Genomic DNA, 25,600 nt, shown 5'->3' with positions numbered 1-25,600 from the left:
GAAGCGAGCTATTGTAGTGAAAAACTACAAATCTGCAATGCAATAATGATGAATGTTGGAGCTTGAATGATCGTATAGCACGATATATGGCGACCCTACGGGGATTCGAACCCCGGTTACCGCCGTGAAAGGGCGATGTCCTAGGCCTCTAGACGATAGGGTCGTAATGAGGTGATGGGTATAGTATGGATTTTTGATCAGGCTGTCAAACCTGTAATGGCATTATTTTTATAAGATTGAATTGATTGCATAAAAAATAACAAATTCAAAATAAAAAAGCGCAGTTTTTAAATAGTGCTTATACATGGATTAATCGAAGGCTCATTCTATGCTGATATATGCAGTTGAACTTAAAATGCAAGGGGCTACAAAACTAAGTGAATGAGTAAGCAAGTCTTAGGGTAAAGGTAGGGCAAATAAAAACAAAAAATTATTGTTAAGTATGGTGTATTAAAAAAACAGAAATAAGGATTATTTTTAATGAAATTGATAAATAAGAGTATCGATCAATTATAAATAAACTTATGGCTAAATATATAGAGCAATATTTAGAAATTGAATAAAGCAGAAATAATAGATGGCGTCCCTACGGGGATTCGAACCCCGGTTACCGCCGTGAAAGGGCGATGTCCTAGGCCTCTAGACGATAGGGACGTTTAGAAGATGGCGGTATCTTATTGATCCGCCGCCAAAGTGTCAAGTAGGTAAGGTGCGAGTTTGTTCAAAATATAACAGAACAGTTCCGCAGTCTTTTGAGTATCGTATAAAGCAGAGTGTGCTTCTTTGCCATCGAACTCAATTCCAGCTTGAATACAAGATTTTGCTAGTACCGTTTGACCAAACATCACAGCACTTAAAGTCACTGTATCGAATACAGAAAAACTGTGAAAAGGATTTTGATTTTTAGTTCCAGTACGCGCAATAGCAGCTTGTACAAAACCTAAATCAAAATGGGCATTATGTCCAACCAATACGGCATGGGTACAGTTTTGCTGACGACGTACCTCATTCACGGCTTTAAAAATACGCTTTAATGCGGTCTTTTCATCTTCAGCCATGGCCATACGCATTGGATTGGACGGATCAATACCAATAAAATCTAAGGAACGACGGTCTAAGTTAGCCCCTTGGAAAGGGTTGATATGTGCATGGTAAGCTTCACCTGGCACAAACTGACCTGCTTCATTATAAATGATTGGGATTGCTGCAATTTCCAATAAGGCATCGGTCTGTGAGTTAAAACCTGCTGTTTCGACATCCACAACAACAGGTAAAAATCCACGGAAACGTTGACCAATTATTGGTTGGGTTTCATCTGTCACACTTTTCTCCATTGAATGGTTTTACCCGCATACAGAGGGATAATTTGTTCACCATCCAAATAGTCTAAACTGGTCGGAATAATTTGATCTTCTTTGACCAAGGTAATGGTGTTGGTATTACGTGGAAGACCATAGAAGTCAGCACCAAAATGGCTAGCAAAACCTTCTAGACGGTCAATTTTACCAACTTGGTCAAAAGCTTGAGCATATAATTCAATTGCGGTCGGTGCACTATAACAACCTGCACAACCACATGCATTTTCTTTGGCATTTTTTGAATGAGGCGCACTGTCTGTACCTAAGAAAAACTTAGGATTCGAGCTGGTTGCAACTTCAAGTAAAGTTTGCTGATGGGTTTGACGTTTTAAAATAGGCAAACAATAGAAATGCGGCTTGATACCACCGACCAACATATCATTGCGATTAAACAATAAATGCTGTGGCGTAATTGTAGCAGCTACATTGCGGTCTTGTTCAAGGACAAAATGTGCAGCTTCACTGGTGGTGATATGTTCCAAAACCAATTTTAGCTTTGGAAATTGTTTAAGTAATGGCGCTAAAATTTCATCTACAAAGCGTTTTTCACGATCAAAGATATCGACATGGCTGTGAGTGACTTCGCCATGTAGCAGTAAAGGCACTTGATGTTCTTCAAGTTGTTCAATCACCGCATAAACTTTACGAATATCGCTGACACCGTTGTCTGAGTTTGTGGTTGCACCAGCAGGATATAGCTTGATGGCATTTACATGTTCAGATTCTTTAATTTTTTTGACTTCACTTGGCGCAGTGTGGTCAGTGAAATAAAGCACCATACGTGGGTCAAAGGCGATGCCTTCTGGTACATGTGCCATAATGCGTTCACGATACGCAATTGCTTCTTCAACTGTTTTTACAGGAGGAACAGTATTGGGCATACAGATTGCGCGAGCAAACTGCTGAGCTAAATCAGGAACCGTGCGTTGTAATGAGAGACCATCGCGAAGGTGAGCATGCCAATCATCTGGCTGGAGAAGAGTGATCGTATTCAAGGTCATTTCAATCAAAGAAATAAAACAAATGATAATCCATAAAGTGTGAAAATGGTAACGGGAATTAAAGACAAATGGTGAGATATATATAATTATAAACAATAAAATTATGTTATTTTAAGTAACTAAAAGAATTACATAATGCCTAGCAATGGAATATAAGTATAATCTGGCTAAATTACAGTACGATAAAGAAAAAATAGAAGAACTGATTACGCGGCAAAGTCGTCGTGTAGGTCAAGTTTTTCCAAAAAAAATGGAACAAGAGTTTTGGTCAAAAAACTTAGAACGTGCCCGAAAGCATGTGGAAAAATATGTTTGGGGTGGTATTTTAGCTTATTTTATTTTTACTGTCGTCATGGTGCCCAGTGATTATTGGATTATCGATAAGCAATATTTTGTGCATGATTTTTTGCAATGTATGCTTGGGTTACTAAATGGCGCTCTATGTTTGTTGGCGTTATTCTTTTTTGCTTCTTCTCCTAAAGCGCGTCCATATTTTTCTCATGCTTCCATGGTTATCATGTTTTGGGCAATTGTTTCAATTTCATGGCTGACCATTACGGTTGAAACGGTTGCCTTACAAAATCAAGCGATGGCAATCGTCTGTATTATTTATATACTGGCTTATATTCTGACTGGGGTGAAACCCTTTTATATGTTGATGACGGGTTTATCCGCAGCAACAGTCACAGTTTTTATTTTTGTCGGACTGAATGTTAATTTTGATGCGATGGTGTTAGCACGTATTTTGTTTGGCAGCTGTATGCTCGGCTATGTGATTAGCCAGATGATTTTTGCCCGTGAACGAATGATTTATTTATATTCAATGCGTTCCAAAGTAAGTGAAAAAATTCACCGTATTTATAATTCAGAATTACTCCATTTAAGTCAGCATGATGAACTGACTAAAATTTCAAATCGTCGAACATTTGATGAAATGATGGATGTATTTTACGAACAATCCCGTCGTGATCAAACGCCTTTGTCTGTTTTGTTTATTGATGTCGATTTTTTTAAGAAATATAATGATTTTTATGGTCATCAAAAAGGGGATGATGTGATTTCCTCTATTGCAAAATCAGTTAAAAATGCCATACGACATATGGACTTTGTTGCGCGATATGGTGGTGAAGAATTTGTGGTGTTATTACCTGAAACCGACGCGCATGGTGCTTATGCCGTGGCATCCAATATATATAAAGCCATTGATCGTTTAGAAATTCCGCACATCAAATCTTTAGTCTCAAATCATATTACGATTAGTTTAGGGGTTACGGTGTATCGGGGGGAAATAGAGTTAGGTAAAGAAGAATTACTCAGTATTGCAGATCAGGCTTTATATCGAGCGAAGGAACTGGGACGAAATCAAATTTATTATCAATCTATTCGTACAACACAAGTTGCCTAAAATTTTAAATTAGCTTTTAAAATGAGATATAAAAAAACCGCCTCATGAGGCGGTTTTTTGACTTTAAACAAACTTATTTGTTTTTGTCTTTTAATTGCGGAACAGCAGAACCCGTACCCACTGCAAGTAAGCCAGTGTTGGTATAAATGCTTAATTTAGCACGTGTATCTGTGATATCTAAATTACGCATGGTGAGTTGACCAATACGATCCATCGGAGAGAACATTGAATCACCTTTCTCCATGGTTAAACGCTCAGCTTCATAAGTGAGGTTTTCAGATTCAGTGTTCATAATGGTGTAGTCATTACCACGACGCAGTTCTAAAGTTACAGTACCACTAATGGCTTTAGCAACCCAACGCTGTGCAGTTTCACGCAGCATAAGCGCTTGAGAGTCAAACCAACGACCTTGATAAAGCAGACGACCTAAACGTAAACCGTTGATGCGGTATTGTTCAATGGTATCTTCGTTATGAATCCCTGTGACCAGACGTTCATAAGCGATATGAAGTAGAGCCATACCCGGCGCTTCGTAAATACCACGAGATTTCGCTTCAATGATACGGTTTTCAATTTGATCCGACATACCTAGACCATGACGACCACCGATACGGTTCGCTTCAAGAATCAACTCAACTGGGTCTTCGATACGTTGGCCATTTAAAGCAACAGGCATACCTTCTTCGAAAGTAACCGTGACTTCTTCAGCTTTAACCGCTACGTCATCTTTCCAAAAAGCAACGCCCATAATTGGGTCAACGATTTTGATACCAGCATTGAGGTATTCAAGATCTTTTGCTTCGTGCGTTGCACCCAACATATTTGAATCAGTTGAGTAAGCTTTCTCTTTCGACATTTTGTAATCAAAACCATTGTCGATTAAGAATTGTGACATTTCGGCACGGCCGCCTAACTCATCAATAAATGTCTGGTCTAACCATGGTTTATAGATTTTAAGCGCAGGATTAGTCAACAAACCATAACGGTAAAAACGTTCAATGTCGTTACCTTTATACGTTGAACCATCACCCCAAATGTTGACATCATCTTCTTTCATTGCGGTCACAAGCATAGTACCTGTCACTGCACGACCAAGAGGTGTTGTATTGAAGTAAGGAACACCACCGGTACTGATATGGAATGCGCCACACTGAATTGCAGCAATACCTTCAAGTGCAAGCTGTAAACGGCAGTCCACTAAACGTGCTTTTACTGCGCCATAAGCTTCAGCTTTCTTTGGAATCGCATCATAGTCATCTTCATCTGGCTGACCTAAATTTGCGGTATAGGCATAAGGTTCAGCACCTTTTTGTTTCATCCACAATAGAGCAGCTGAAGTATCAAGGCCACCAGAGAAGGCAATCCCAACTTTTTTACCTACTGGTACATTCTGCAAGATCGTTGCATTATCAGTCATTGTTAGTCCTAACGATATAAAATAGGCACCACGATAATTGGTAGCCGAGGAGAATCTATAGTTGGCTTAATTATAGCACTCTTAGGGAAATTTTTTTTCGTAAAAATAACCAATCAAAAAAATATCTGCAATTTTTAAGGGGATAACGATTTTGGAAAATGATGATTGATTTAATTAACTTAAAAAGACAGCAGATGAAGTTAAGTCAATATTCAAAAATTACCATGTATGGTATTGGGAACTGTGTCAGTGGGAGCGTTATTCTTGGCTGGGCAGAAATGCTTTAGAGGCCGAGATTGATGAAAATAAAGGGTTTGAAATGGGCAATTCCTGTTGCAAATGTCATTTTATTGGAAATGATCTATATCGAAAAAGTGATTTTATGATGAGCTTTTTTTAAGGCTGAATTTTAAAAAATAATCGGTTTTTTGCAAAATAATATCTTGATTTGGATCTCTTGAGCTTAATTTTGCTGCTTTAAAGTACAGCGTAAACAATAAAAAATAGACTATTAGACTAAAGTTGTAGGTTGGGAGGCATTTTCGTATTTTATGCTAAAAAATTAAATAAAAACAAAGCTGCTGTCCATTTTTATGATTTTAGAGCTTGTTGGATAAGTAGATTTTATGATGGAAATTCACTTAATATTGGTCAGACCAATATAAAATATGTTAGACCGATATTGATCTTTAATTAAACAAAATTTACTATATTTGTGTAAATACGGAATATTTTTTTATTTTACTCAATATTGGTCATACCAATTACTGAGTAATCTTGTGAGTGTTCAGACCACTATTCCATTATTCATGTACCAGTAAGCATTTCAAGGAGATGACAATGCTTCAATCTTGGCAACAGATTTATGATCCTCTTGGCAATATTTGGATCTCCAGTTTTATTGCACTTATTCCTATTATTTTTTTCTTCCTCGCACTGGCTGTTTTTCGCTTAAAAGGTAGTGTGGCGGGAACAATTACCGTTGTTTTAGCATTACTGGTTTCACTTTTTGCTTATCAGGTGCCTGTAACAATCGCATTTGCATCAATGATTTATGGCTTTTTCTACGGTTTATGGCCGATTGCTTGGATCATTATTGGCGCAGTCTTTTTATATAAAATTTCAGTAAAAACGGGTCAATTCAATATTATCCGTTCTTCAATTTTATCCATTACTGAAGACCAGCGTTTACAAATGCTGTTGGTGGGATTTGCATTTGGTACTTTCCTTGAAGGTGCGGCAGGTTTTGGTGCACCAGTGGCAATTACCGCTGCGTTATTGGTTGGTTTAGGTTTTAAACCATTATATGCAGCAGGACTTTGCTTAATTGTGAACACTGCACCTGTTGCATTTGGTGCCATGGGTATTCCAATTATTGTTGCAGGACAGGTTTCTGGGGTTGATACCATGGAAATCAGCCAGATGGTGGGTCGTCAATTACCGTTTATGGTGCCTATCGTTCTGTTCTGGATCATGGGGATTATGGATGGCTGGCGTGGGATTAAAGAAACATGGCCAGCAGTTATTGTGGCGGGTGGATCATTCGCGATTGCACAATATTTAACCTCTAACTTTGTTGGCCCAGAATTACCCGATATTACCGCTGCAATTGCATCTTTAGTGACTTTGACGATTTTACTTAAATACTGGAAACCAAAGCATATCTTCCGCTTTGCTGATCAGGATGCAAATGTTGATGAAAACCTAGAGGCTCAAAAGCAACAGAAATACAGCATTGGACAAATTGCCAAAGCTTGGTCTCCATTTATGATTTTAACCGTAATGGTGACGATTTGGAGTGTCAAACCTTTTAAAGATTTGTTTACCAAAGACGGTGCATTACATGATTTAGTGATTTCAATCAAAGTGCCATATTTACATCAATTGGTGCAAAAAATGCCACCCGTTGTACCTGAAATCAAAAACTATGATGCTATTTTTAAATTTGACTGGTTCTCTGCAACAGGTACAGCCATTTTTATTGCTGCGGTTATTACCATTCTTTTCTTGAAAATGAAGCCAAAAGAAGCTGTGGTCACTTTTGGTGAAACTATTTATGAATTGAAAACACCGATTTATTCGATTGGTATGGTGTTGGCATTTGCTTTTATTGCCAATTATTCGGGTATGTCAGCAACCTTGGCATTGGCACTGGCGCATACAGGTAAAGCTTTTACATTCTTCTCGCCATTCTTGGGTTGGGTTGGGGTGTTCTTAACCGGTTCAGATACTTCAGCCAATGCATTGTTTGCAGCATTACAAGCAACGACAGCACGTCAAATTGGTGTGCCTGAAGTATTATTGGTTGCAGCCAATACCAGTGGTGGGGTTACAGGAAAAATGATTTCTCCACAATCGATTGCCATTGCATGTGCTGCGGTAGGATTGGTAGGTAAAGAATCAGACCTGTTCCGTTTTACGGTGAAACACAGTATCGTTTTCACCATAATGATGGGTATTATTATTACCTTACAAGCTTATGTGTTCCCATGGATGATTCCATAACACGCAATTCAGGACAGCAAATGAAAGTCTCCGACAAAGTGGTACAAAGCCTTCGTATATTGATTGAAAAAAATAATATGCAAGTTGGAGATCGTTTGCCTGCTGAACGAAAATTATGTGAGCAGTTAGGTGTTTCCCGTTCTTCTTTACGTGAAGCCATTCAGCAACTGAGCAGTATGGGCATGTTGTTAAGTAAAGTTGGGGCGGGTACTTTTTTGCAGCAGTTGCCGACCAATTGGTCGCAACATCAAATTGTGCAGCCTTTAATTAATTTGATTGATCAAGATCCTGCTTATCGTTTTGATGTGCAGGAAGCACGAACCATTTTAGAAGGGGGGACGGCTTGGTATGCCGCAGAGCGTGCCACGCCAGAAGACCTGCAAAATATTCGTCAATGGTACGATAAAATTGCTTATTTTCAGTCGCTTGGTGATGATGATCAGGCCGCAAAAGCCGATGCTAAATTTCATCTTGCGATTGCTGAGGCATCACATAATTTGGTGCTCATTCAGATGATGCGTGGCTTATTTGATTTGTTGCAATTTAACGTGGTTTTAGGCCGTCGAAAAGTCTATTCAGAATCACACCGTTTTGATCAATTGCATGACCAACATTTTCGCGTGATGGCTGCAATTGAACGTAGAGATCCAGAAGCTGCTCGACAAGCAGTGTGTGGACATATTGAGTTTGTAGTTCAACAAGTACGCTCGATTGATGAAGAAGAAGCTCGTCGTCAGCGTGCAAGTCGATTAAACAGGATATAGCTATGATTATTTCTTCTACTAATGATTACCGTGAAGCTGCAAAACGTCGCTTACCGCCGTTTTTATTTCATTACATCGATGGTGGTGCATATGCGGAACATACGCTAAAGCGCAATGTAGAAGATTTATCCAAAATTGCCTTAAGACAGCGTGTTTTGAATGATATGTCTTCCTTAAGTCTTGAAACTAAGCTATTTAATGAAACCTTATCGATGCCTGTGGCTTTGTCACCTGTAGGGTTAACAGGGATGTATGCGCGTCGTGGTGAAGTACAGGCAGCAGTCGCGGCAGATAAGAAAGGCATTCCCTTTACTTTATCTACGGTTTCAGTGTGCCCGATTGAAGAAGTTGCCCCCGCGATTCAACGTCCAATGTGGTTTCAGTTATACGTGTTACGCGACCGTGGCTTTATGAAAAATGCCTTAGAACGTGCTAAAGCTGCGGGCTGTTCGACCTTGGTTTTTACTGTAGATATGCCCGTACCTGGTGCGCGTTATCGTGATGCACATTCGGGCATGAGTGGTCCAAATGCAGCAATGCGTCGTTATTTACAATCGGTACTTCATCCTCAATGGGCTTGGGATGTGGGTTTACATGGTCGTCCACATGACTTGGGTAATATTTCAAAATATCTAGGTAAACCTACAGGGCTTGAAGATTATATTGGTTGGTTGGGGAATAACTTTGACCCGTCTATTTCATGGAAAGACTTAGAGTGGATTCGTGAGTTTTGGGATGGTCCAATGGTCATCAAGGGTATTTTAGATCCTGAAGATGCTAAAGATGCTGTTCGTTTTGGTGCAGATGGAATCGTGGTTTCAAACCATGGTGGTCGTCAGTTGGATGGGGTTTTATCCAGTGCTCGTGCATTGCCTCCAATTGCAGATGCGGTGAAAGGTGAGATTAAAATTCTAGCTGATTCAGGCATTCGTAATGGTTTAGATGTGGTCCGTATGCTGGCGATGGGAGCGGATACTTGCATGCTTGGTCGTGCATTTGTTTATGCATTGGGTGCTGCGGGTGGAGCAGGTGTATCTAATCTATTAGATTTAATTGATAAAGAGATGCGTGTTGCAATGACGTTAACAGGTGCAAAAACCATTGCAGATATTACTTCTGATTGTTTGGTGAAATTGGATCGAGAATTGGCTGGGTGATTTATATTTTGAATGAAAATGGAATATAAGTTTAATCGCTAAGTTTGATACACGAAAGTGTCATCTGCAATTGTTTGAGGCAGGACTACATTATTAAAAATAATGTTTCTGCGAAGAATGTATTGAAAAGGCGGTCTTTGCCGAGTTTTGCGGATGACAATGGTTTTGCCTACTTTTCCCGAAAGAAAAGTAGGTCGAACCGAAGGTTTATCCAGAAGTATAAATAATATTGAAAAGACTCCGTCGTAATGAATGCCTTGTTGATTGATATTGAATAAGGATTCGTAAACAGGATATGGAATATGCAATCCCAATCAGATTCACAGCAAACCATTCATAAACTCATCAGCATCGTGGGTAAAGCACACGTTTTAACCGATGATAATGCCACACGCTTATATCGTCAGGGTCGACGTTATGGTTCTGGTCAAGTTTTGGCTGTTGTTACCCCAGGTTCTTTAATTGAGCAATGGCATGTTTTACAAACTGCAGTCGATGCAGATTGTATTGTGATTATGCAAGCTGCCAATACAGGATTGACGGGTGGTTCTACACCGTTTGGTGATGATTATGATCGTCCAGTCGTTTTAATCAGTACTCGCCGTTTAGCGGGGATTCAAGTAATTAATGACGGTCAGCAAGTGATTTGTTTGCCGGGTGCAACACTGGATCGACTCGAAAAAGAATTGGCACCCTTTAACCGTGAACCACATTCGGTAATTGGTTCATCGTGTATAGGTGCATCTGTGTTAGGTGGGGTATGTAATAACTCGGGCGGCGCATTGGTACGTCGTGGACCTGCTTATACTGAGCTGGCACTTTATGCCCGCGTAAATGAAGTAGGTGAGTTAGAACTGGTGAATCATTTAGGTGTGGACTTAGGTACAACGCCTGAAGAAATTTTATCTAAATTGCAAAAGCAGCACTATCAAATAGATGATATCCAAAATGATGCAAATTGCTGTGCTTCAGATCAGCATTATGCACACGATGTAACCCAAGTAGATGAAAATACGCCTGCACGATTTAATGCAGATCCATCGCGTTTATTTGAAGCATCGGGTTCGGCAGGCAAAGTGTGTGTATTTGCAGTGCGTTTAGATACTTTTGAGAAAATCCCAAGCCAAGTGTTCTATGTCGGCACAAATTCACAGAATGATTTAACTGAAATTCGTCGTTTTTTACTCAAAGATTTAGCACGTTTGCCGATAGCAGGCGAATATATCCACCGTGTTGCTTATGATATTGGTGCTGAATATGGCAAAGATACTTTCATGTTTATTGAAAAGTTTGGTACAGCCAAAGTGCCAGCCGCTTTTGCCATGAAAGATAAGGTCGATGGTTATTTAGAAAAATTTGGCATGAAAGGACTTTCGGACAAAGTTCTGCAATTGGTCACCAAGTTTATGCCCAACCATTTACCGCAACGTATGAATGAATTCCGTGATTTATATGAACATCATTTGGTTTTGCGTATAGAAAATCAGGATGTTGGACAGGTTGAGCAATTTTTAAAACAATATTTTACCTCAAATACTTCAGGTCATTATTTTTTGTGTACAGAGGAAGAAGGACGAAAAGCTTTTTTACATCGTTTTGCGGTTGCTGGTGCTGCGATTCGTTATCGGGATACCCATCGCAGTGAGGTTGAAGATATTGTGGCGCTGGATATTGCTTTACGCCGTAATGACCGTGAATGGTTAGAGACTTTACCCAAAGACATCGATGATTTGATGATTCATAAACTTTATTACGGTCATTTTCTGTGTCATGTCTTTCATCAAGACTATATCGTCAAAAAAGGGGTTGATCCTTTAGCGATAGAGCATCAAATGTGGCATTTGTTGGATGAGCGTGGTGCGGAATATCCTGCGGAACATAATGTGGGGCATTTATATGTGGCGAAGCCAGCACTTAAAAAACATTATCAAAAACTAGATCCAACCAATCGTTTCAATGTCGGTATTGGGCATACAACGAAATTAAAAAACTGGAAATCTTCATAAATTGAGGTAAATAATCATCAGGTGTAATACTTTAAGTGTAGTCTCAATAGCTACACTTTTTTTATGTCAAATTGACAGTTTCTTGCAGACAAATTATTTAAAAAGCCATAAACAAAATATGAAAAGTCGGTAAAGTAGTATGCAACAAGTTGCAAAGCCAACCTTAAAGGATTCATGATGACAACTCGCTATGCAAATATATTAAAACCACTTCATTTAGGCTTTACGACCATTAAAAACCGTGTCGTGATGGGGTCAATGCACACAGGTTTGGAAGATCGTTTTTACAACTACCCTAAACTGGCGGCATATTTTGGGGAACGTGCAAAAGGTGGTGTTGGTTTAATTATTACTGGGGGAATTTCACCCAACCGTTCAGGTTGGTTACTTCCTGCGGGCGGTACTATGAATACCTTGGGCGATGTTGCACCACACCGTTTAGTGACACATGCTGTGCATAAACATGGCGCAAAAATTTTGATGCAAATTTTGCATGCAGGACGTTATGGTTATCAACCTTTTGTAATGTCTGCAAGTCCAATTAAGTCACCCATTTCACCTTTTAAACCGCGTCAAATGAGTGAAAAGCAGATTTTAGATACCATTGATGATTATGCACATACTGCCAGTATTGCTAAAAAAGCAGGCTATGATGGTGTAGAAATCATGGGTTCTGAAGGCTACTTACTGAACCAGTTTTTAAGTCGCCATGTCAATCAGCGTGATGATCGTTGGGGTGGTGATATTCAGAATCGGATGCGTTTTGCAGTTGAGATTGTCAGAGCGATTCGTGAGAAAGTCGGTGAGAAATTTATTATCTGCTTCCGTTTGTCGATGCTTGATTTGGTTCATGATGGTAATACCATGGATGAAGTGATTATCGTAGCTCAAGCTTTGGAAAAAGCAGGGGTAACATTGCTAAATACAGGTATTGGTTGGCACGAAGCACGTATTCCTACCATTGTCACGTCTGTACCACGTGCAGCATTTGCTGATTATACGGCAGAAGTGAAAAAGCATGTCTCTATTCCTGTGATCGCTTCAAACCGTATTAATATGCCTGAAACAGCTGAAGCTATTTTAGCTGCTGGAAAAGCAGATATGGTTCAGATGGCACGTCCGTTGTTGGCAGATGCATTTTGGGTGAGTAAAACCGCAACCAATCGTGTTGATGAAATTAATACCTGTATTGCGTGTAATCAAGCGTGTTTAGATCATACTTTTAAAAATCAACGTGCCACTTGTTTAGTCAATCCTCGTGCAGCGTATGAAACTGAATTGGTTTATTTAAAGACCAAAGCACCGAAAAAAATTGCAGTTGTCGGTGGTGGTGTAGCGGGTATGTCTGCTGCAACAGTGGCTGCGAGTCGTGGTCATCAGGTGACTTTATTTGAAGCCGCGCAAGAAATTGGCGGGCAGTTTAATTTAGCCAAAGTTGTTCCGGGTAAAGAAGAGTTCCATGAAACTATTCGCTACTTTAAAGTCCAAATTGAAAAAACAGGGGTAGAACTGCGTTTAAATACGAAAGTGAACCGTGAGCAATTAGAACGTGAAGGTTTTGATGAGGTCATTGTTGCAACGGGTGTTGTGCCGCGTGGTTTAAAAATTGAAGGCAGTCATGCGCCACAAGTGTTGTCGTATGCAGAAGTTTTACGGGGTGCTGCCGTTGGCAATCGTGTTGCAGTGATTGGTGCAGGCGGTATAGGGTTTGATGTTTCCGAATTTTTATTGAAACCAGAACATCAGCCTCAACCACAACCGTTAGTAGACTGGCAACGAGAGTGGGGTATTGATCCAAATCCGAACTATATTTCCGAAGGTGGTTTGCAGCCCGCACAAGTCGATCATCCTGTGCGTGAAATCTATTTATTGCAACGTAAAACGACACCTTTAGGTGCTGGTTTAGGAAAAACATCGGGTTGGGTGCATCGCGCACAACTTAAAAAACATGCGGTTAAAATGTTGCGTGGTGTGCAATATAAATCCATTACCGATGAAGGTTTATGGATTGAAACCAACGGCTATGACCAACTTTTACGTGTCGATACTGTCGTGGTTTGTGCGGGGCAAGAGTCAGTAAAAGACATTATGCCAAATGAAGGTGAAAATACTTTGGCAAATTACCATATTATTGGTGGTGCAAAACTGGCGGCAGAGCTTGATGCGAAGCGTGCAATTCGTGAAGGTGCTGAATTAGCAGCCAAATTATGATTTTTTAAGTTGATTTGGTGAAACAATATTCATTTGAACGCTTTGCTTATAATTTTTACTTGTCAGTTTTTAAAAATATCCGTATTATGGCGCACATGGAAGCGTGGCAGAGCGGTTTAATGCACCGGTCTTGAAAACCGACGAGGGTGTGAGTCCTCCGTGAGTTCGAATCTCACCGCTTCCGCCAAATTTTGAAAAAAGCCTTTGTTATTACAAAGGCTTTTTTCTTGCCTGTGATTTTACCCCTCAACCTACCCCTCATCAAATTTTGGATTGGATCAAACTAAAAACAACGATCTAAGACAGGTTGGGACAGCTACTTTATTTGGTTTGATGTGCTTTCATGTTATCGAAGTCTGATTTTATATTGATATTATTCTTTCAATATTAGGGTCTGTTGACATTTCATAATGGTAACCAAATAAAGATGCAGGCTAAAGCAACTGAATTTTCATAGTTTTGTTTTTCCATTGGCATCCACAGCTAAGTGAATTTTAGAGCTATTTCCACCAACGCTCTTAGACATAGCTTGATCCTTGATTCCTGTCGCATGTTGATGTGCTCGAACATGACTAGCATCAATAAATATCCATTCTAAATCTACATGATTTGATAATAATTTAAATATTTTTAATAGCTTGCTGTCTTTACACCAACGAGTGAATTTCTTAAAGATAGAGTTTGGCTTTCCAAAAACTTCGGGTAAATCACGCCAAGGACATCCAGTTCGAATTCGATAAAGAATAGCTTCAATAAAATTTCGAAGATTGTGTTTGAGATAAATACAACAATTATGGACAATGGATTTCAGCTTTAACCAGTGTTAATCAGTTAGCATTGTACGAGGCATAGCGAGAAGTGAATTTGGTTTGGCGATTGAATTTTACTTTCTCGCTATTTTTTTGAACAGCAAATGTCAACAGACCCTAATTTAATTCCTATTTAAATTGAATTAAAAAGTAACATTCTGATACTGTTTGAAAAATAATCTTATATAGAGTGCATGCCTAGATTTTATTGCTGTAGTTTCTAATTTTACCTCCTACCTAGTAGGTTTTTTTACCAATGAAATTAAAACTTTAATTAATTATTCATAGTGATGTCATGTATAAAAATTAATCTGCTTAGAATTTTAACAACTGTTCAAAATCATTATGAATATTAAACCACATACCTTATGCTTGAGTTTGGCATTATTAGGTTGTTCATTTCCAAGCTATGCACAGCTTATGTTTAGTCAGTACATTGATGGATCCGCTAACCGTAAAGGATTAGAAATTTATAATCCTGATGGAAGTGCAGTGAATTTAGCCGATTATGAAATTCAGCAATTTACAAATGGATCAACCACTAAGTCAGCAGCTTTTCAATTACAAGGTACATTGGCAAGCAAAGCAAAGTATATTATTGGCCGCTCAGAGTTACAGACAGAAATTGGTTCTAAAGTTAATCAAGTCGCAGGGTTTGCATTCAATGGTGATGATGCTCTAGTCCTGCTATATAAAGGGGCGCCAATTGATCGTTTTGGTAGAGTTGGTGAAAAACCAGCAAATAATGGTTGGGGAACAGCAATCACGAGTTATCAAAATAGTCTAAGCAGAATTAAAACCAAAAATGATGTTACTTCAATTGATTCAACCGCTAGTTTTGATTTAGATAGTGAATGGTCAAAATGGTCAGAACGAAATGCGTTCAGCAATTATTTAGGTGCTGGCACAACAACACCGCCACTGACTTCTATCGGTTGTGGTGCTGCGGATACCTCAATTGCAGATTTACAATCAGCTGCACAAAATCAACAGTACGTGGTTCGCGGTGTTATTACTGCTGATTACCGTTATGAAAATGGTTTTTCAGGCTTCTATATTCAAACACCAGATAGTAAAGCCAAAGCAGATTTAACAAATGCAATTTTTATTTATTTACCTTCAGGTAGTACAGTCACCGGTGGGAAAGTAGGTGAGGAAGTTATTCTTAAAGGCCGTCTAACGTCTTATCAGAACCAGTTGCAGATTGACCAGCTGAGCAGCAATATTCAAACTTGTAATAATCAAGCTGCAAGTCTCGTCAATGCAGCACCATTACAATTGCCATTCTCAACTTTAGTGGATGCGAATGGACATACACCTAAACGATATCAAGGCATGCTGGTTAAAATTCCACAAACTTTAACCGTTAGTGAAAATTATAATTATGGGCGATTTGGTGAGTTATCATTAAGCCTAGGGCGTTTATATATTCCAACCAATCTATATCCTGCCAAATCTACTGAAGCAGTAAATTTGGCAAAGCAAAATTTATTGTCAAAAATTATCTTAGATGATGGTTATAGCAATCAAAATAGAACACCGTGGTTGCCACAAAACTTCAATGCGTTAAATCCACTAAGAACAGGTTATCAACTGAAAAATGTTGAAGGGATTTTGGAATATCGCTTCAATGCATGGCGTATTCAACCTATTCAAAATAAAGTCTTACCTGAAATTTTAAAAGAAACCAATTCACGTAATGCAACTGTTATCGCAAAAGATTCTAAGCAAGTTCGTGTCGCTGCTTTTAATGTCTTAAATTATGATAATGGTACAGTACAAGGTTTTCCTACAGAACGTGGTGCAACATCTGAATCTGAGTTTAAAAAGCAGCATCAGAAAATTGTCAGTGCTTTAAAAGTAATTGATGCAGATGTTTATGGATTAATGGAAATTGCAAACAATGGGTATGGTGAGAAAAGTGCAGTAGCGTACTTAACAAAAGCTTTGGGTGCAGATTGGAAATATGTTATTCCACCAAATATGACAAAACTCGGTACAGATGCAATTGCCGTTGCTATTATTTATAACAGTAAGCGTGTAAAACCTGTGGGCGAACCTGTGGTTTATGATGATCAGACTCAAAAGAACCGAGTGACCATGGCGCAAAGCTTCCAAGCTTTATCTGGCGGGAAAATTTTTACGATTGTACCAAATCATTTAAAATCTAAAGGTAGTTGCCCTGACGATAAAACGTCACTGGATGCTGATCAAGGGGATGGTCAAGGTTGTTGGAACCCAACACGTTTGACTGCTGTACAAAAGTTGATGCAGTGGATTGCAACTAATCCAACTAAGGTTGAGAAGCCAAATTATTTATTGGTTGGTGATATGAATAGTTATGCTAAAGAAGATCCAATGTTGGCATTGGAGAAAGCCAACTATAAAGCCTTAGTTAATGACGAAAAAATTGGTCAGGGTAAAACAGCATATAGTTATGTTTTTGGTGTAGCAAGTGATGCTAATGGCAATGGTGGTTCAGGAAACTTAGACCATGCGATTGCAGATGCTAGTCTATATCCAATGGTGAAACGCGCTTTTGCATGGCACATCAATGCCGATGAACCGACTGCTTTAGACTATAATGAAGAATATAAAACGGATGAGCAAAAAGCTTCATTTTATAGCGATGATGCATTCCGTTCTTCAGACCATGATCCAGTGATTGTTGATTTAGATTTAAATGAATCTGTATCAAATAATATTGATAACGGGAAGAGTGGTGGTGGCAGCATGGGGTTATGGTCTATTTTGTCTTTAGTCGGCTTGGTTTTAGGTTCCATAATACGCAGACGTAAATCTTGAGATTAGAATATTGATTTTAAAATCATGAAATCGAATAAACAAAGTGCTTAAAAGGAGAAATACTATGTTTCTCCTTTTTCTTTAAGCCCATTCATATTTAAGGGGGCTTGGATGTTACCTTAGTCAGAGGGTCGTGAGCGGAATAATCATTCCAATTGTTAAATATTTTGATATTGAAATAACATACTTATTTTAGAGATGCTGGGCTTTGTTGCATAAAGATTTAAAAATTAAAGTTCCCCTAAGCTACTCAAATTTAAGTTGCAACTTGGGTATGAGGTCTGCCTAGTGCCGTAAATTTATTTAAGACTGCCACACGTACATGAATCTCATTGACTTGGCTTTGAAAGTTCCTAGCACTGAGTTTATCTCCTAATAATTTTATACAATGCATTTTCGTTTCGACCAAACTTCGACGATGATACCCTGACCATTTTTTCCATAGTGTCCTGCCTAAATGTTTAACTGTCCGAAGTAACTCATTTCGCTCTAATGAATGAGCTTTTTTATCTTTCCAATGCTTTGCATTTTTTCTTGGTGGAATCACTGCATGTGCCTGTTGATCTGACATCAGCTGTCTACAGTATTTTGTGTCATAAGCTCCATCTGTATAGACAGAATAAATCGGCTCCTCTGGTGGAATTTGATCAAGTAAATCTCCAAGTACTTGCGAATCACTAACATCATTCGTCGTGAGCTGTACAGCACGTATTTGCAGTGTGTTAGCATCTATACCGATATGCAGTTTTACGCCATCATCTTCACCCAAAAACTTCAAGCCAGTGGAGTCAACGAGTAGATGGAGCCCATCAGTGCTTTTTTGATAGCTAATCGCAATATCAATATGCTTTTGTCTTCTACAAAGGGTGGAATACGAATATCACTGATATTCGGCGCTGTCGAATCTAAACAGCAAAGTTTAATCAGGCTCTGAACAAAGCCAGTAACCATGCCTAAAGAAAGTCGAAATAGAGATTTGATCATCAAACAGCATTGAATAGCTGTATCGGAATAGGTTTGATTTCGTCCTTGTTTACCTTTTGGTTGGGCATACCATTGAGTATTGGAATCAAACCAAATCGAGATATTACCTCGATTGATTAAAGTATGAATGTTTAAACCAGTATCAGTTCTCAGGGTATCAAACCAGTCATTTTCATGGATCTTTGATAAAGGATAACCCCAGTATTCAAAATGTGAACCAATACCAAGCGGTACGACGACATTTTTAACCTTATCCTTGAGCTGGGTTACGGTCGCATAGTCCAGATGGTCATAGTGATCGTGGGAAATTAGCAAATAGTCAATCTCAGGAATATCTTCGGCTTTATATAGCGTACTTCCTTTAAATGCTTTCACTAAAAATGAAAAAGGTGCGGCATGATCACTGAGGACGGGATCTACCAGAATTCGTTTTCCAGCCAACTGAATATAATAGGCTGAATGTCCCAGCCAAATCACCACATCTTGTTTTGGATTTAAAGCCAATAAATTTGTATTAACAGTTGGAATGGCCTGTGTGGGTATAGTCTGCTGTTTCTCTGCCCAGAAATTATCCCAGAAGATTTTTAGAGTACTTTCTCCATCACTTAGCATAGGAGTTGCAACAGGATAGATAAATTCATCTTGAATATAATGAGGGGATTGCTTGATTCGTTCCAAGCGCACCTGTTCTGGTAACTTTCCAAATTGTGGATGATGTAAAGTGGTACAGGCGGTAAATAATATGCCTATACCTACTACAATTAGAATAAGGCTAACTTTATATTTTTTTCTCATCATGGTTGGACAATAACCTGGGCTTCCAATTAAAAAAAGCCAAGTTGATTTGAGTCAGCACAACTTGGTTAAGATAAGGGTTACTTTAAGTTTTTAGTAAAGAAGTCAGTTAATTTGTTAAAAGGAATTAAATCAACACGATCATAAAGATCAACATGTCCTGCACCCTTGACGTAATACAGTTCTTTAGGCTCACCAGCACGTTTATAGGCATCTTCACTGAACTCTTTGGAATGTGCCTGATCACCAGTAATAAATAACATTGGACGAGGTGAGATGGTTTCTATGTCATTAAATGGATAGAAATTCATGAACTTGACATTACTGGTTAAAGTTGGATGTGTAGTCAACTCTGGGCTTGAACCTTTAGGCGTAAATTCACCACGTGGAGTACGGTAAAAGTCATAAAATTCACGTTGAATAGGATGGGAGGCGGCAGTAAGTTCATGCACGGTACCACTGGTATATTCTGTTTTACCCCCAGTAAATTCCACATAACGCTGTTGAGCTGCGTCAGCAATAATCTGTATTCTCTGCTCTAAGGTTTGAGAATGGTTTAATGCATTACGGTTAGCTGCCCCCATGTCGTACATGCTGACAGTTGCAATTGCTTTCATACGTGGATCAATTTTCGCTGCACTGATGACAAAGCTACCACTACCACAAATCCCTAAAGCGCCAATACGGTTACGGTCAATAAAATCACGGGTTCCCAAATAGTCTACAGCCGCACTGAATGCTTCAGCATAGATATCGGGTGCGACCACGTTGCGAGGCTGACCATCGCTTTCACCCCAGAATGACTGATCGATTGCAAGCGTCACAAAACCTTGTTCCGCTAACTTTTGGGCATAGAGCATGGAACTTTGTTCTTTGACTGCTCCCATTGGGTGTCCAATGACAATGGCTGGTGCCTTGGTGTTTTTCTTAAAATTTTTAGGAATCACCAGATTACCCACAATGTTCATATTGTACTGATTTTTAAAAGTCACCTTTTGAATGGTGACCTGACTACTTTGATAAAAGTTATTTGCACCGTTTGACATATCTGCCGCCGTTGTTGAGGTGGAAGAAAATAAACCGACTGTAGCTGCCAGAGCTGCGGTTAAGGCTACATTGCGAAATTTTTCCATACGTGTTTGCATGATCTCAGCTCCCGTATAAGATTTGTTTTAACGAATTTAGGTAGGGAAGAAAGTTTAACGGCTTCAGATGCTCAGGATTAGTCTAAAAAAACAGCATAGACTTATGAGTAATATTCATGAGTTGGAGAGTGAAGTCTTTTAATTTTTAGATATTAATAGGTTAATGGCGAATTTATTATTTGAATCAAACCTAAGTAGTGGACATTCATAGCATAACTTTAGATATTGATTCATGAATTATATACATAACTCTATTCTGTTTAGCCCACTTATTCTCGGGTATTCTTATTTTTATAATTGACGTCTCAATTTTACTTATGTCGGGCATAACGATGTCAAGTCCTCAAGAAAAACAAAACCATGTGGAACCACCTGCTTATTGGAGTGGTATTTTTGCAATGACCTTATGTGTTTTCGCATTGATTGCCTCTGAATTTATGCCAGTCAGTTTACTTACCCCGATTGCGGTAGATCTTACAATTACTGAGGGAATGGTGGGACAGGGAATTGCCATTTCAGGGGCGTTTGCGGTCATGACGAGTTTGACAATCTCTCGCTTGGCAGGAGGCATCAACCGTAAAACCCTATTATTAATTTTAACTGCCATCATGGCAGTGTCAGGTGCAATTGTTGCACTTGCACAAAGCTATACGGTATACATGATTGGACGGGCACTGATTGGTATGGTGATCGGTGGGTTCTGGTCAATGTCGGCAGCAATGGCGATGCGTTTAGTACCAAGTGTACAAGTTCCTCGTGCATTGGCGATCTTTAATAGTGGTAATGCCTTGGCTATGGTTATTGCTGCACCTTTAGGCAGTTATCTGGGATCAATCATTGGCTGGCGAGGTGCATTTTTTAGTTTGGTTCCCGTTGCCATACTGGCATTTATCTGGCAGTGGATCAGCCTGCCATCAATGCCAGTTACATCTGAGCCAGCAGAAAAGCGCCCATCGATTGTGGGGTTGTTGCGCAATCCTGTAGTGATGATTGGTATGCTGGCTGTAAGCTTATTTTTTATGGGGCAGTTCTCGCTTTATACCTATGTCAGACCATTCCTAGAAACCATCACCCAAGTTAATATTTCGACCTTATCCCTGATTCTGCTTGGTATTGGAGTGATGGGCTTTATTGGCACCAGTGTCATTAATACTTTCCTGAAACGTGGTTTTTATACAACTTTAATCACTATCCCAATCATGATGGCGGTCATTGCAGTAACCCTGATCTTTTTGGGTACATGGCCAATGGTGGTAGCTGTATTACTGGGTATATGGGGATTTCTGGGAACAGCCGCACCTGTAGGATGGTGGAGTTGGTTGGCCCGTACCTTGCCTAATGATGCTGAAGCTGGTGGTGGATTAATGGTTGCGGTTGTTCAGCTTGCAATTGCTTTAGGTTCAACTCTAGGTGGTGTGCTATTTGACCATAGTGGTTATCAGGTAACTTTTGTGGTCAGTGCCATTATTTTAGTGATTTCTTCCATTTTGACTTCACGATTAACCACGAAGTAAAAGTTTTAAGGAAAATTAAAAAATGAATCTAAGGCAACGAATGAGAATAGTGTTTGTCATGGTCATTGCAACCATGACAGGATTAAGTGCTTGTGGTGAAGAGCAAGGTGCAGCAACAAATTTACCAGTGATTGCTCAAGATTTAACTCAAACGGGAAGCCAGCAGAATCCAGCACAACCAATCTCGAAAAAGGGACAATTAAATATGTGGATGACAGTGAATGGACATCGTTTTGAGGTAACACTTGAAGATCATGCCACAACGCATGCATTTGCATCACAATTACCTTTAATATTACAAATGGAGGAACTATGGCAATGAAAAACACGGTCAATTATCGGGTACTTTACCGACAGATGAAAAGCGTCGAGGTATTATTCATAATGGCGATCTGATGTTATATGGTTCAAAGACACTGGTGGTGTTTTACCAAATTTTTGCATCCCCTTATTCCTATACCCGACTTGGCAAAGTGAATCATCCAGAGAAATTGGCTGAAATTCTGGGAAATGGTGATGTTGAAATCAGATTTAATCAGAAATAATATCATCTCTACCCCCAAACTTGGACAAAGAAAAGAAGCATTGTATTATTCTGATCATCAACTGCTCAACCAGTGTTTTAAATGGGATAAATCCTCGTGCTGCCCAAAGAAAATTACAATGATCTTTATGCTTTCCTAATGGTGACACGGGAGGGAAGTTTTACCAAGGCAGCAGGAAAGCTAGGGGTTTCCCAATCTGCACTGAGCCATACCATCCGTGGGCTGGAAGAACGCTTGGGGATGTTGCTGCTCACGAGAACTACTCGAAGTGTATCGCCAACAGAAGCTGGAGAACGGTTACGTCAAACTATCAGTTCCAGTTTTGACCATATTGATAATGAACTTTCATTACTTACCAAACTGAGGGATAGCCCTGCGGGTACTGTAAGAATTAATGCCAGTAGCCATGCGATTCGACAAATTTTATTACCTAAATTACAGCAGTTGACCCAACTTTATCCAGACATCCATATAGAACTGACAGCGAATAGCGGCATGGTGGATATCGTGGCGGAACGCTTTGATGCAGGTGTCCGTTTTGGCGGTCGAGTTGCTGAGGGAATGATCGCCGTGCGTATAGGCCCTGATGTCAATATGGCTGTCGTCGCAAGTCCCGAGTATTTTGAAAAAAATGGTGTGCCACAGACTCCCCAAGATTTACATAATCATTCATGTATTGGTTTTCGTTTAACCACCCAAGGTGGAATATATGCTTGGGAATTTGAACATGACGGATTAGAAGTCAAGATTAAAATAAATGGACAGTGGGTTTTTAATGAGTCTTACCATAGTGTGGATGCGGTGCGCTTAGGTTTGGGAATTGCTTATATTCCTGAGGATATGATTGAGGATGATCTGTTAGGTGGTCGTTTAGTCAAGGTACTTGAACCATATAGTATTCAGTTTCAAGGTTATCACCTGTATTACCCACATCGACGTCAACAGTCTCCAGCCTTGAAGTTGGTGATTGATACATTGAGATTTAATTAGTGTTTTATAAAATTTATAATGCATCTTCATAATCGAGTTAGTTAAGAAGTTGGAAGTTATAGTCAAACCGTCTAATTTCGCATACACAAATGAAAAAACAACTGCAATAGCTGATCAATAGAATCAACAAGCCACTCTTACGCTTGCGCTTAACCCATGCCCACATTTTTTCTATTGGATTTAGATCAGGGCTATAAGGAGGTAACCATAAAATTTGATGACCATGATTCTCTAATCATTCTTGTGTGTCTGATCTTTTATGAAATGTTGCATTATCCATTATAACAACACTATTTTTGGCAATTCTGGAATAAGAAATCTCTCTACCCAAAAATGAAAAACATCTGAATTAATCTTACAATCAAATAAACCGACTGCGAATAACTGATTATGATGCACTGCTTCAATCGCATTGGTCTGATTCTTCAATTGCCAATTTACTGCCCCAAACAGACAAAACCTTTTGGCGCATAACCCTAAGGTCGATGATCATGGGATTTAAATCCACTTTCATCAAAATAATGAGCAGCATTGCCGTGCAAGGAATGTTTAGTCTTTAATACATCAAGAGAATCAATAAATTTCGTTGTAAGCTCAGGGTCTGTTTTGGGATGGATCAACGTCTTTTTTAACAGTAATGCCTAACAGATCTTTAATCTGTTCCCATTGATCGTCTCTTAATGCATAGCGTTTAGTCATAAAAGAATAATAAGGACGCGTCAAATTTTATCAACCTAATTGATGACACGCCCTAGTTGTTATTTAAATAAAAAGCCCGATTCTAGATGTAATCGCTAGAATCGGGCTTTTCAACGCTGATAGATTTGTTTCAACGCTTAATATTTCCAGAACATCTCCTGAATTTGCTTAGCATCATTGGTTTTGGTTAGTGCTAAAGCAGTCAAAATTCGGGCTTTTTGTGGGTTTAAATCATGTGCAGCAATCCAACCATATTTATCATCAGGCTGTTCGGCATTCCGAATGATAAAACCTTGTGCTACACGTGATGAACGGACAATTTGAATACCTTGCTCATCGTGCAGTTTTCTTACTTCTGGCACCAGATAATTCGCCATAGAACCATTGCCAGTTCCTGCATGAATAATCGCTTTTACACCAGCTTTGGCAAATGCTTGGTATGCATCAGGTATCATAGAATCTGAACCATAGACAATTTGAACGCTAGGTAACGCATCACCCTGAATTTTATCAATATGAAACTCGGAATTATTGGTATGCTTTTTCACTGAACTTCTGAACCAATACGGCTTACCTTCAACTAAAGTACCCAAAGCTCCCCATTGGCTCACAAAAGCATTGGTATGAATATTAATGCCTTTGGTCACATCTCGTGCGGCAAAAATCGAATCATTCATTAAGACCATCACGCCTTTGTTTTTAGCTTCATCCGAAGAAGCCAAAGCAACAGCGCTATATAGATTTAGTGGGCCATCTGCCGACATTGCAGTCGAAGGTCGCATAGAGCCAACCAGTACAATCGGTTTATCAGTATGTACCACTAAATTTAAGAAAAAAGCTGTTTCTTCCATGGTATCCGTACCATGAGTAATGACTACACCATTCACAGAAGGTTTCTTTACTAAATCACTGACTTGACGCGCTAAAGATAACAATTCTTTGTCAGTAATACTTTCAGATGCAACTTGCAGTGCCTGTATTCCCGTTACATTCGCCAGATCATTTACTTGTGGTACAGCTTTGATCAGTGCATCAACTGGAACTTTAGCCGCGCTATAAGTTGCACTATTGGTTGAACTTGCACCTGCACCAGCAATCGTTCCGCCAGTAGCAACCACTACGACATTATTTTTTGCGTAAAGTGCCATGGATGATGCTAAAAGGGTGAGTGCCAAGCCGCATGATTGGAGAGTTTTACTTATCATTAACCAGATCCTAGTTCTTAAATTCCATTAACAACAATGTTTGATTTGTGCAAACATTGACAATATTTAAGTTCCTTTAATGAATACTGTCATTGGCATTTTGTATATTTTCTTAATAATCTCCATGCAAATTTTGCATAGAAAAATACTTTTTTGCATTTTCAATTCTGATCAACTTTCGATAGATTCTGCCAACACCCCTAAGTTAAATGGATATTTGGCTTGGATGGAAAAAAATCAAAACATTTTATAAAACAATAAGATGTTTTTATCGATTTTAGGGTA

At 39.2% G+C, this 25,600-nt stretch carries 16 protein-coding genes, 3 tRNA genes and 4 pseudogenes; 12 read left to right on the top strand and 11 right to left on the bottom strand.

All coding sequences use genetic code 11. The features are described 5' to 3' along the window. Positions 1 to 87: 87 nt before the first annotated feature. The 4 genes from BLV99_RS02360 to pyrC all read right to left on the bottom strand — a co-directional run bounded on the left by BLV99_RS02360 (position 88) and on the right by pyrC (position 2,353). Positions 88 to 163 (bottom strand) — tRNA-Glu (locus BLV99_RS02360). 415 nt (positions 164 to 578) lie between these two features. Beyond that, positions 579 to 654, bottom strand: a tRNA-Glu gene (locus tag BLV99_RS02355). A 20-nt stretch (positions 655 to 674) separates the two neighbouring features. Continuing rightward, positions 675 to 1,334, bottom strand: coding sequence for a ribonuclease T (gene rnt, locus BLV99_RS02350; protein ID WP_086164221.1), 660 nt, complete (start codon positions 1,332 to 1,334; stop codon positions 675 to 677). Then, on the bottom strand, positions 1,319 to 2,353 hold the full coding sequence (gene pyrC, locus BLV99_RS02345) for a dihydroorotase (RefSeq protein ID WP_086164566.1): 1,035 nt from the start codon (positions 2,351 to 2,353) through the stop codon (positions 1,319 to 1,321). The genes rnt and pyrC overlap by 16 nt, the downstream gene beginning before the upstream one ends. 151 nt (positions 2,354 to 2,504) lie before the next feature. On the opposite strand from pyrC, the gene BLV99_RS02340 reads away from it, so the two are divergent. Further along, positions 2,505 to 3,764 (top strand): GGDEF domain-containing protein, encoded by a 1,260-nt coding sequence (locus tag BLV99_RS02340; RefSeq protein WP_086183584.1) that lies wholly within the window; start codon positions 2,505 to 2,507, stop codon positions 3,762 to 3,764. 73 nt (positions 3,765 to 3,837) lie between these two features. Here BLV99_RS02340 and argG read toward each other — a convergent pair whose 3' ends face one another. Continuing rightward, positions 3,838 to 5,181 (bottom strand): argininosuccinate synthase, encoded by a 1,344-nt coding sequence (gene argG / locus BLV99_RS02335; protein ID WP_086183583.1) that lies wholly within the window; start codon positions 5,179 to 5,181, stop codon positions 3,838 to 3,840. A gap of 834 nt (positions 5,182 to 6,015) precedes the next feature. Here argG and lldP point away from each other — a divergent pair. From lldP to BLV99_RS02300, 6 genes are all read left to right on the top strand, one after another. Then, a complete protein-coding gene (gene lldP / locus BLV99_RS02330; RefSeq protein WP_171259140.1) occupies positions 6,016 to 7,686 on the top strand; it encodes an L-lactate permease in 1,671 nt (556 codons plus the stop codon). A gap of 20 nt (positions 7,687 to 7,706) precedes the next feature. Then, the gene (gene lldR, locus BLV99_RS02325; RefSeq protein WP_092687562.1) at positions 7,707 to 8,450 is read left to right on the top strand and encodes a transcriptional regulator LldR; all 744 of its coding nucleotides are present in this window, start codon (positions 7,707 to 7,709) and stop codon (positions 8,448 to 8,450) included. A 2-nt stretch (positions 8,451 to 8,452) separates the two neighbouring features. Continuing rightward, positions 8,453 to 9,607 (top strand): FMN-dependent L-lactate dehydrogenase LldD, encoded by a 1,155-nt coding sequence (gene lldD / locus BLV99_RS02320; RefSeq protein ID WP_086183580.1) that lies wholly within the window; start codon positions 8,453 to 8,455, stop codon positions 9,605 to 9,607. Positions 9,608 to 9,909: 302 nt separating this feature from the next. Then, entirely contained in the window at positions 9,910 to 11,613 is a 1,704-nt protein-coding gene (gene dld, locus BLV99_RS02310; protein ID WP_092687314.1) for a D-lactate dehydrogenase, read from the top strand. Between the two features lie 174 nt (positions 11,614 to 11,787). After that, on the top strand, positions 11,788 to 13,824 hold the full coding sequence (locus tag BLV99_RS02305) for an NADPH-dependent 2,4-dienoyl-CoA reductase (protein ID WP_171259139.1): 2,037 nt from the start codon (positions 11,788 to 11,790) through the stop codon (positions 13,822 to 13,824). Between the two features lie 97 nt (positions 13,825 to 13,921). Next, positions 13,922 to 14,011: transfer RNA gene (locus tag BLV99_RS02300), tRNA-Ser, on the top strand. A 279-nt stretch (positions 14,012 to 14,290) separates the two neighbouring features. On the opposite strand, the pseudogene BLV99_RS02295 reads toward BLV99_RS02300, so the two are convergent. Further along, positions 14,291 to 14,635, bottom strand: a pseudogene (locus BLV99_RS02295) (transposase); the annotation flags it as partial. Positions 14,636 to 14,975: 340 nt separating this feature from the next. Here BLV99_RS02295 and BLV99_RS02290 point away from each other — a divergent pair. Then, positions 14,976 to 17,438, top strand: a complete 2,463-nt coding sequence (locus BLV99_RS02290) for an ExeM/NucH family extracellular endonuclease (RefSeq protein WP_092687309.1) — start codon at positions 14,976 to 14,978, stop codon at positions 17,436 to 17,438. 256 nt (positions 17,439 to 17,694) lie between these two features. On the opposite strand, the pseudogene BLV99_RS18380 reads toward BLV99_RS02290, so the two are convergent. The 3 genes and pseudogenes from BLV99_RS18380 to BLV99_RS02280 all read right to left on the bottom strand — a co-directional run bounded on the left by BLV99_RS18380 (position 17,695) and on the right by BLV99_RS02280 (position 20,362). Continuing rightward, positions 17,695 to 18,575 (bottom strand): annotated as a pseudogene (locus BLV99_RS18380) (IS5 family transposase). Beyond that, positions 18,561 to 19,034 (bottom strand): annotated as a pseudogene (locus tag BLV99_RS18185) (MBL fold metallo-hydrolase); the annotation flags it as partial. The pseudogenes BLV99_RS18185 and BLV99_RS18380, both read right to left, overlap by 15 nt. Before the next feature lie 263 nt (positions 19,035 to 19,297). Continuing rightward, positions 19,298 to 20,362 carry an alpha/beta hydrolase gene (locus BLV99_RS02280; RefSeq protein WP_092687306.1) on the bottom strand — a complete coding sequence of 355 codons (1,065 nt, stop codon included), beginning with the start codon at positions 20,360 to 20,362 and terminating at the stop codon, positions 19,298 to 19,300. Positions 20,363 to 20,694: 332 nt separating this feature from the next. On the opposite strand from BLV99_RS02280, the gene BLV99_RS02275 reads away from it, so the two are divergent. From BLV99_RS02275 to BLV99_RS02265, 4 genes are all read left to right on the top strand, one after another. After that, a complete protein-coding gene (locus tag BLV99_RS02275) occupies positions 20,695 to 21,876 on the top strand; it encodes an MFS transporter (protein ID WP_092687303.1) in 1,182 nt (393 codons plus the stop codon). Between the two features lie 40 nt (positions 21,877 to 21,916). Continuing rightward, complete coding sequence (locus BLV99_RS18695; protein ID WP_425283504.1) at positions 21,917 to 22,198, top strand: cyclophilin-like fold protein; 282 nt, start codon at positions 21,917 to 21,919, stop codon at positions 22,196 to 22,198. Positions 22,199 to 22,250: 52 nt separating this feature from the next. Continuing rightward, the gene (locus BLV99_RS18690; RefSeq protein WP_425283509.1) at positions 22,251 to 22,421 is read left to right on the top strand and encodes a cyclophilin-like fold protein; all 171 of its coding nucleotides are present in this window, start codon (positions 22,251 to 22,253) and stop codon (positions 22,419 to 22,421) included. A 96-nt stretch (positions 22,422 to 22,517) separates the two neighbouring features. After that, the gene (locus BLV99_RS02265; RefSeq protein ID WP_092687300.1) at positions 22,518 to 23,411 is read left to right on the top strand and encodes a LysR family transcriptional regulator; all 894 of its coding nucleotides are present in this window, start codon (positions 22,518 to 22,520) and stop codon (positions 23,409 to 23,411) included. A 37-nt stretch (positions 23,412 to 23,448) separates the two neighbouring features. On the opposite strand, the pseudogene BLV99_RS18685 reads toward BLV99_RS02265, so the two are convergent. Together BLV99_RS18685 and BLV99_RS02255 are read right to left on the bottom strand one after the other, a co-directional pair. After that, a pseudogene (locus BLV99_RS18685) lies at positions 23,449 to 23,628 on the bottom strand (transposase); the annotation flags it as partial. A 619-nt stretch (positions 23,629 to 24,247) separates the two neighbouring features. Then, complete coding sequence (locus tag BLV99_RS02255) at positions 24,248 to 25,315, bottom strand: asparaginase (protein ID WP_086183577.1); 1,068 nt, start codon at positions 25,313 to 25,315, stop codon at positions 24,248 to 24,250. Positions 25,316 to 25,600 lie beyond the last annotated feature (285 nt).

Origin of the sequence: Acinetobacter kyonggiensis (genome assembly GCF_900107285.1) — a bacterium.
Classification (GTDB): Bacteria; Pseudomonadota; Gammaproteobacteria; order Pseudomonadales; family Moraxellaceae; genus Acinetobacter; species Acinetobacter kyonggiensis.
Note: the sequence above shows the minus strand (reverse complement) of the source record. Positions and strands in the feature narration are given on the sequence as shown.

Coding starts and splice junctions, on each gene's coding strand:
- BLV99_RS02275 (WP_092687303.1), top strand. CDS start 20,695: ATGTCAAGTCCTCAAGAAAAACAAAACCATGTGGAACCACCTGCTTAT.
- BLV99_RS02280 (WP_092687306.1), bottom strand. CDS start 20,362: ATGCAAACACGTATGGAAAAATTTCGCAATGTAGCCTTAACCGCAGCT.
- BLV99_RS02305 (WP_171259139.1), top strand. CDS start 11,788: ATGATGACAACTCGCTATGCAAATATATTAAAACCACTTCATTTAGGC.
- BLV99_RS18695 (WP_425283504.1), top strand. CDS start 21,917: ATGAGAATAGTGTTTGTCATGGTCATTGCAACCATGACAGGATTAAGT.
- rnt (WP_086164221.1), bottom strand. CDS start 1,334: ATGGAGAAAAGTGTGACAGATGAAACCCAACCAATAATTGGTCAACGT.
- dld (WP_092687314.1), top strand. CDS start 9,910: ATGCAATCCCAATCAGATTCACAGCAAACCATTCATAAACTCATCAGC.
- BLV99_RS02340 (WP_086183584.1), top strand. CDS start 2,505: ATGGAATATAAGTATAATCTGGCTAAATTACAGTACGATAAAGAAAAA.
- lldR (WP_092687562.1), top strand. CDS start 7,707: ATGAAAGTCTCCGACAAAGTGGTACAAAGCCTTCGTATATTGATTGAA.
- lldD (WP_086183580.1), top strand. CDS start 8,453: ATGATTATTTCTTCTACTAATGATTACCGTGAAGCTGCAAAACGTCGC.
- argG (WP_086183583.1), bottom strand. CDS start 5,181: ATGACTGATAATGCAACGATCTTGCAGAATGTACCAGTAGGTAAAAAA.
- lldP (WP_171259140.1), top strand. CDS start 6,016: ATGACAATGCTTCAATCTTGGCAACAGATTTATGATCCTCTTGGCAAT.
- BLV99_RS02255 (WP_086183577.1), bottom strand. CDS start 25,315: ATGATAAGTAAAACTCTCCAATCATGCGGCTTGGCACTCACCCTTTTA.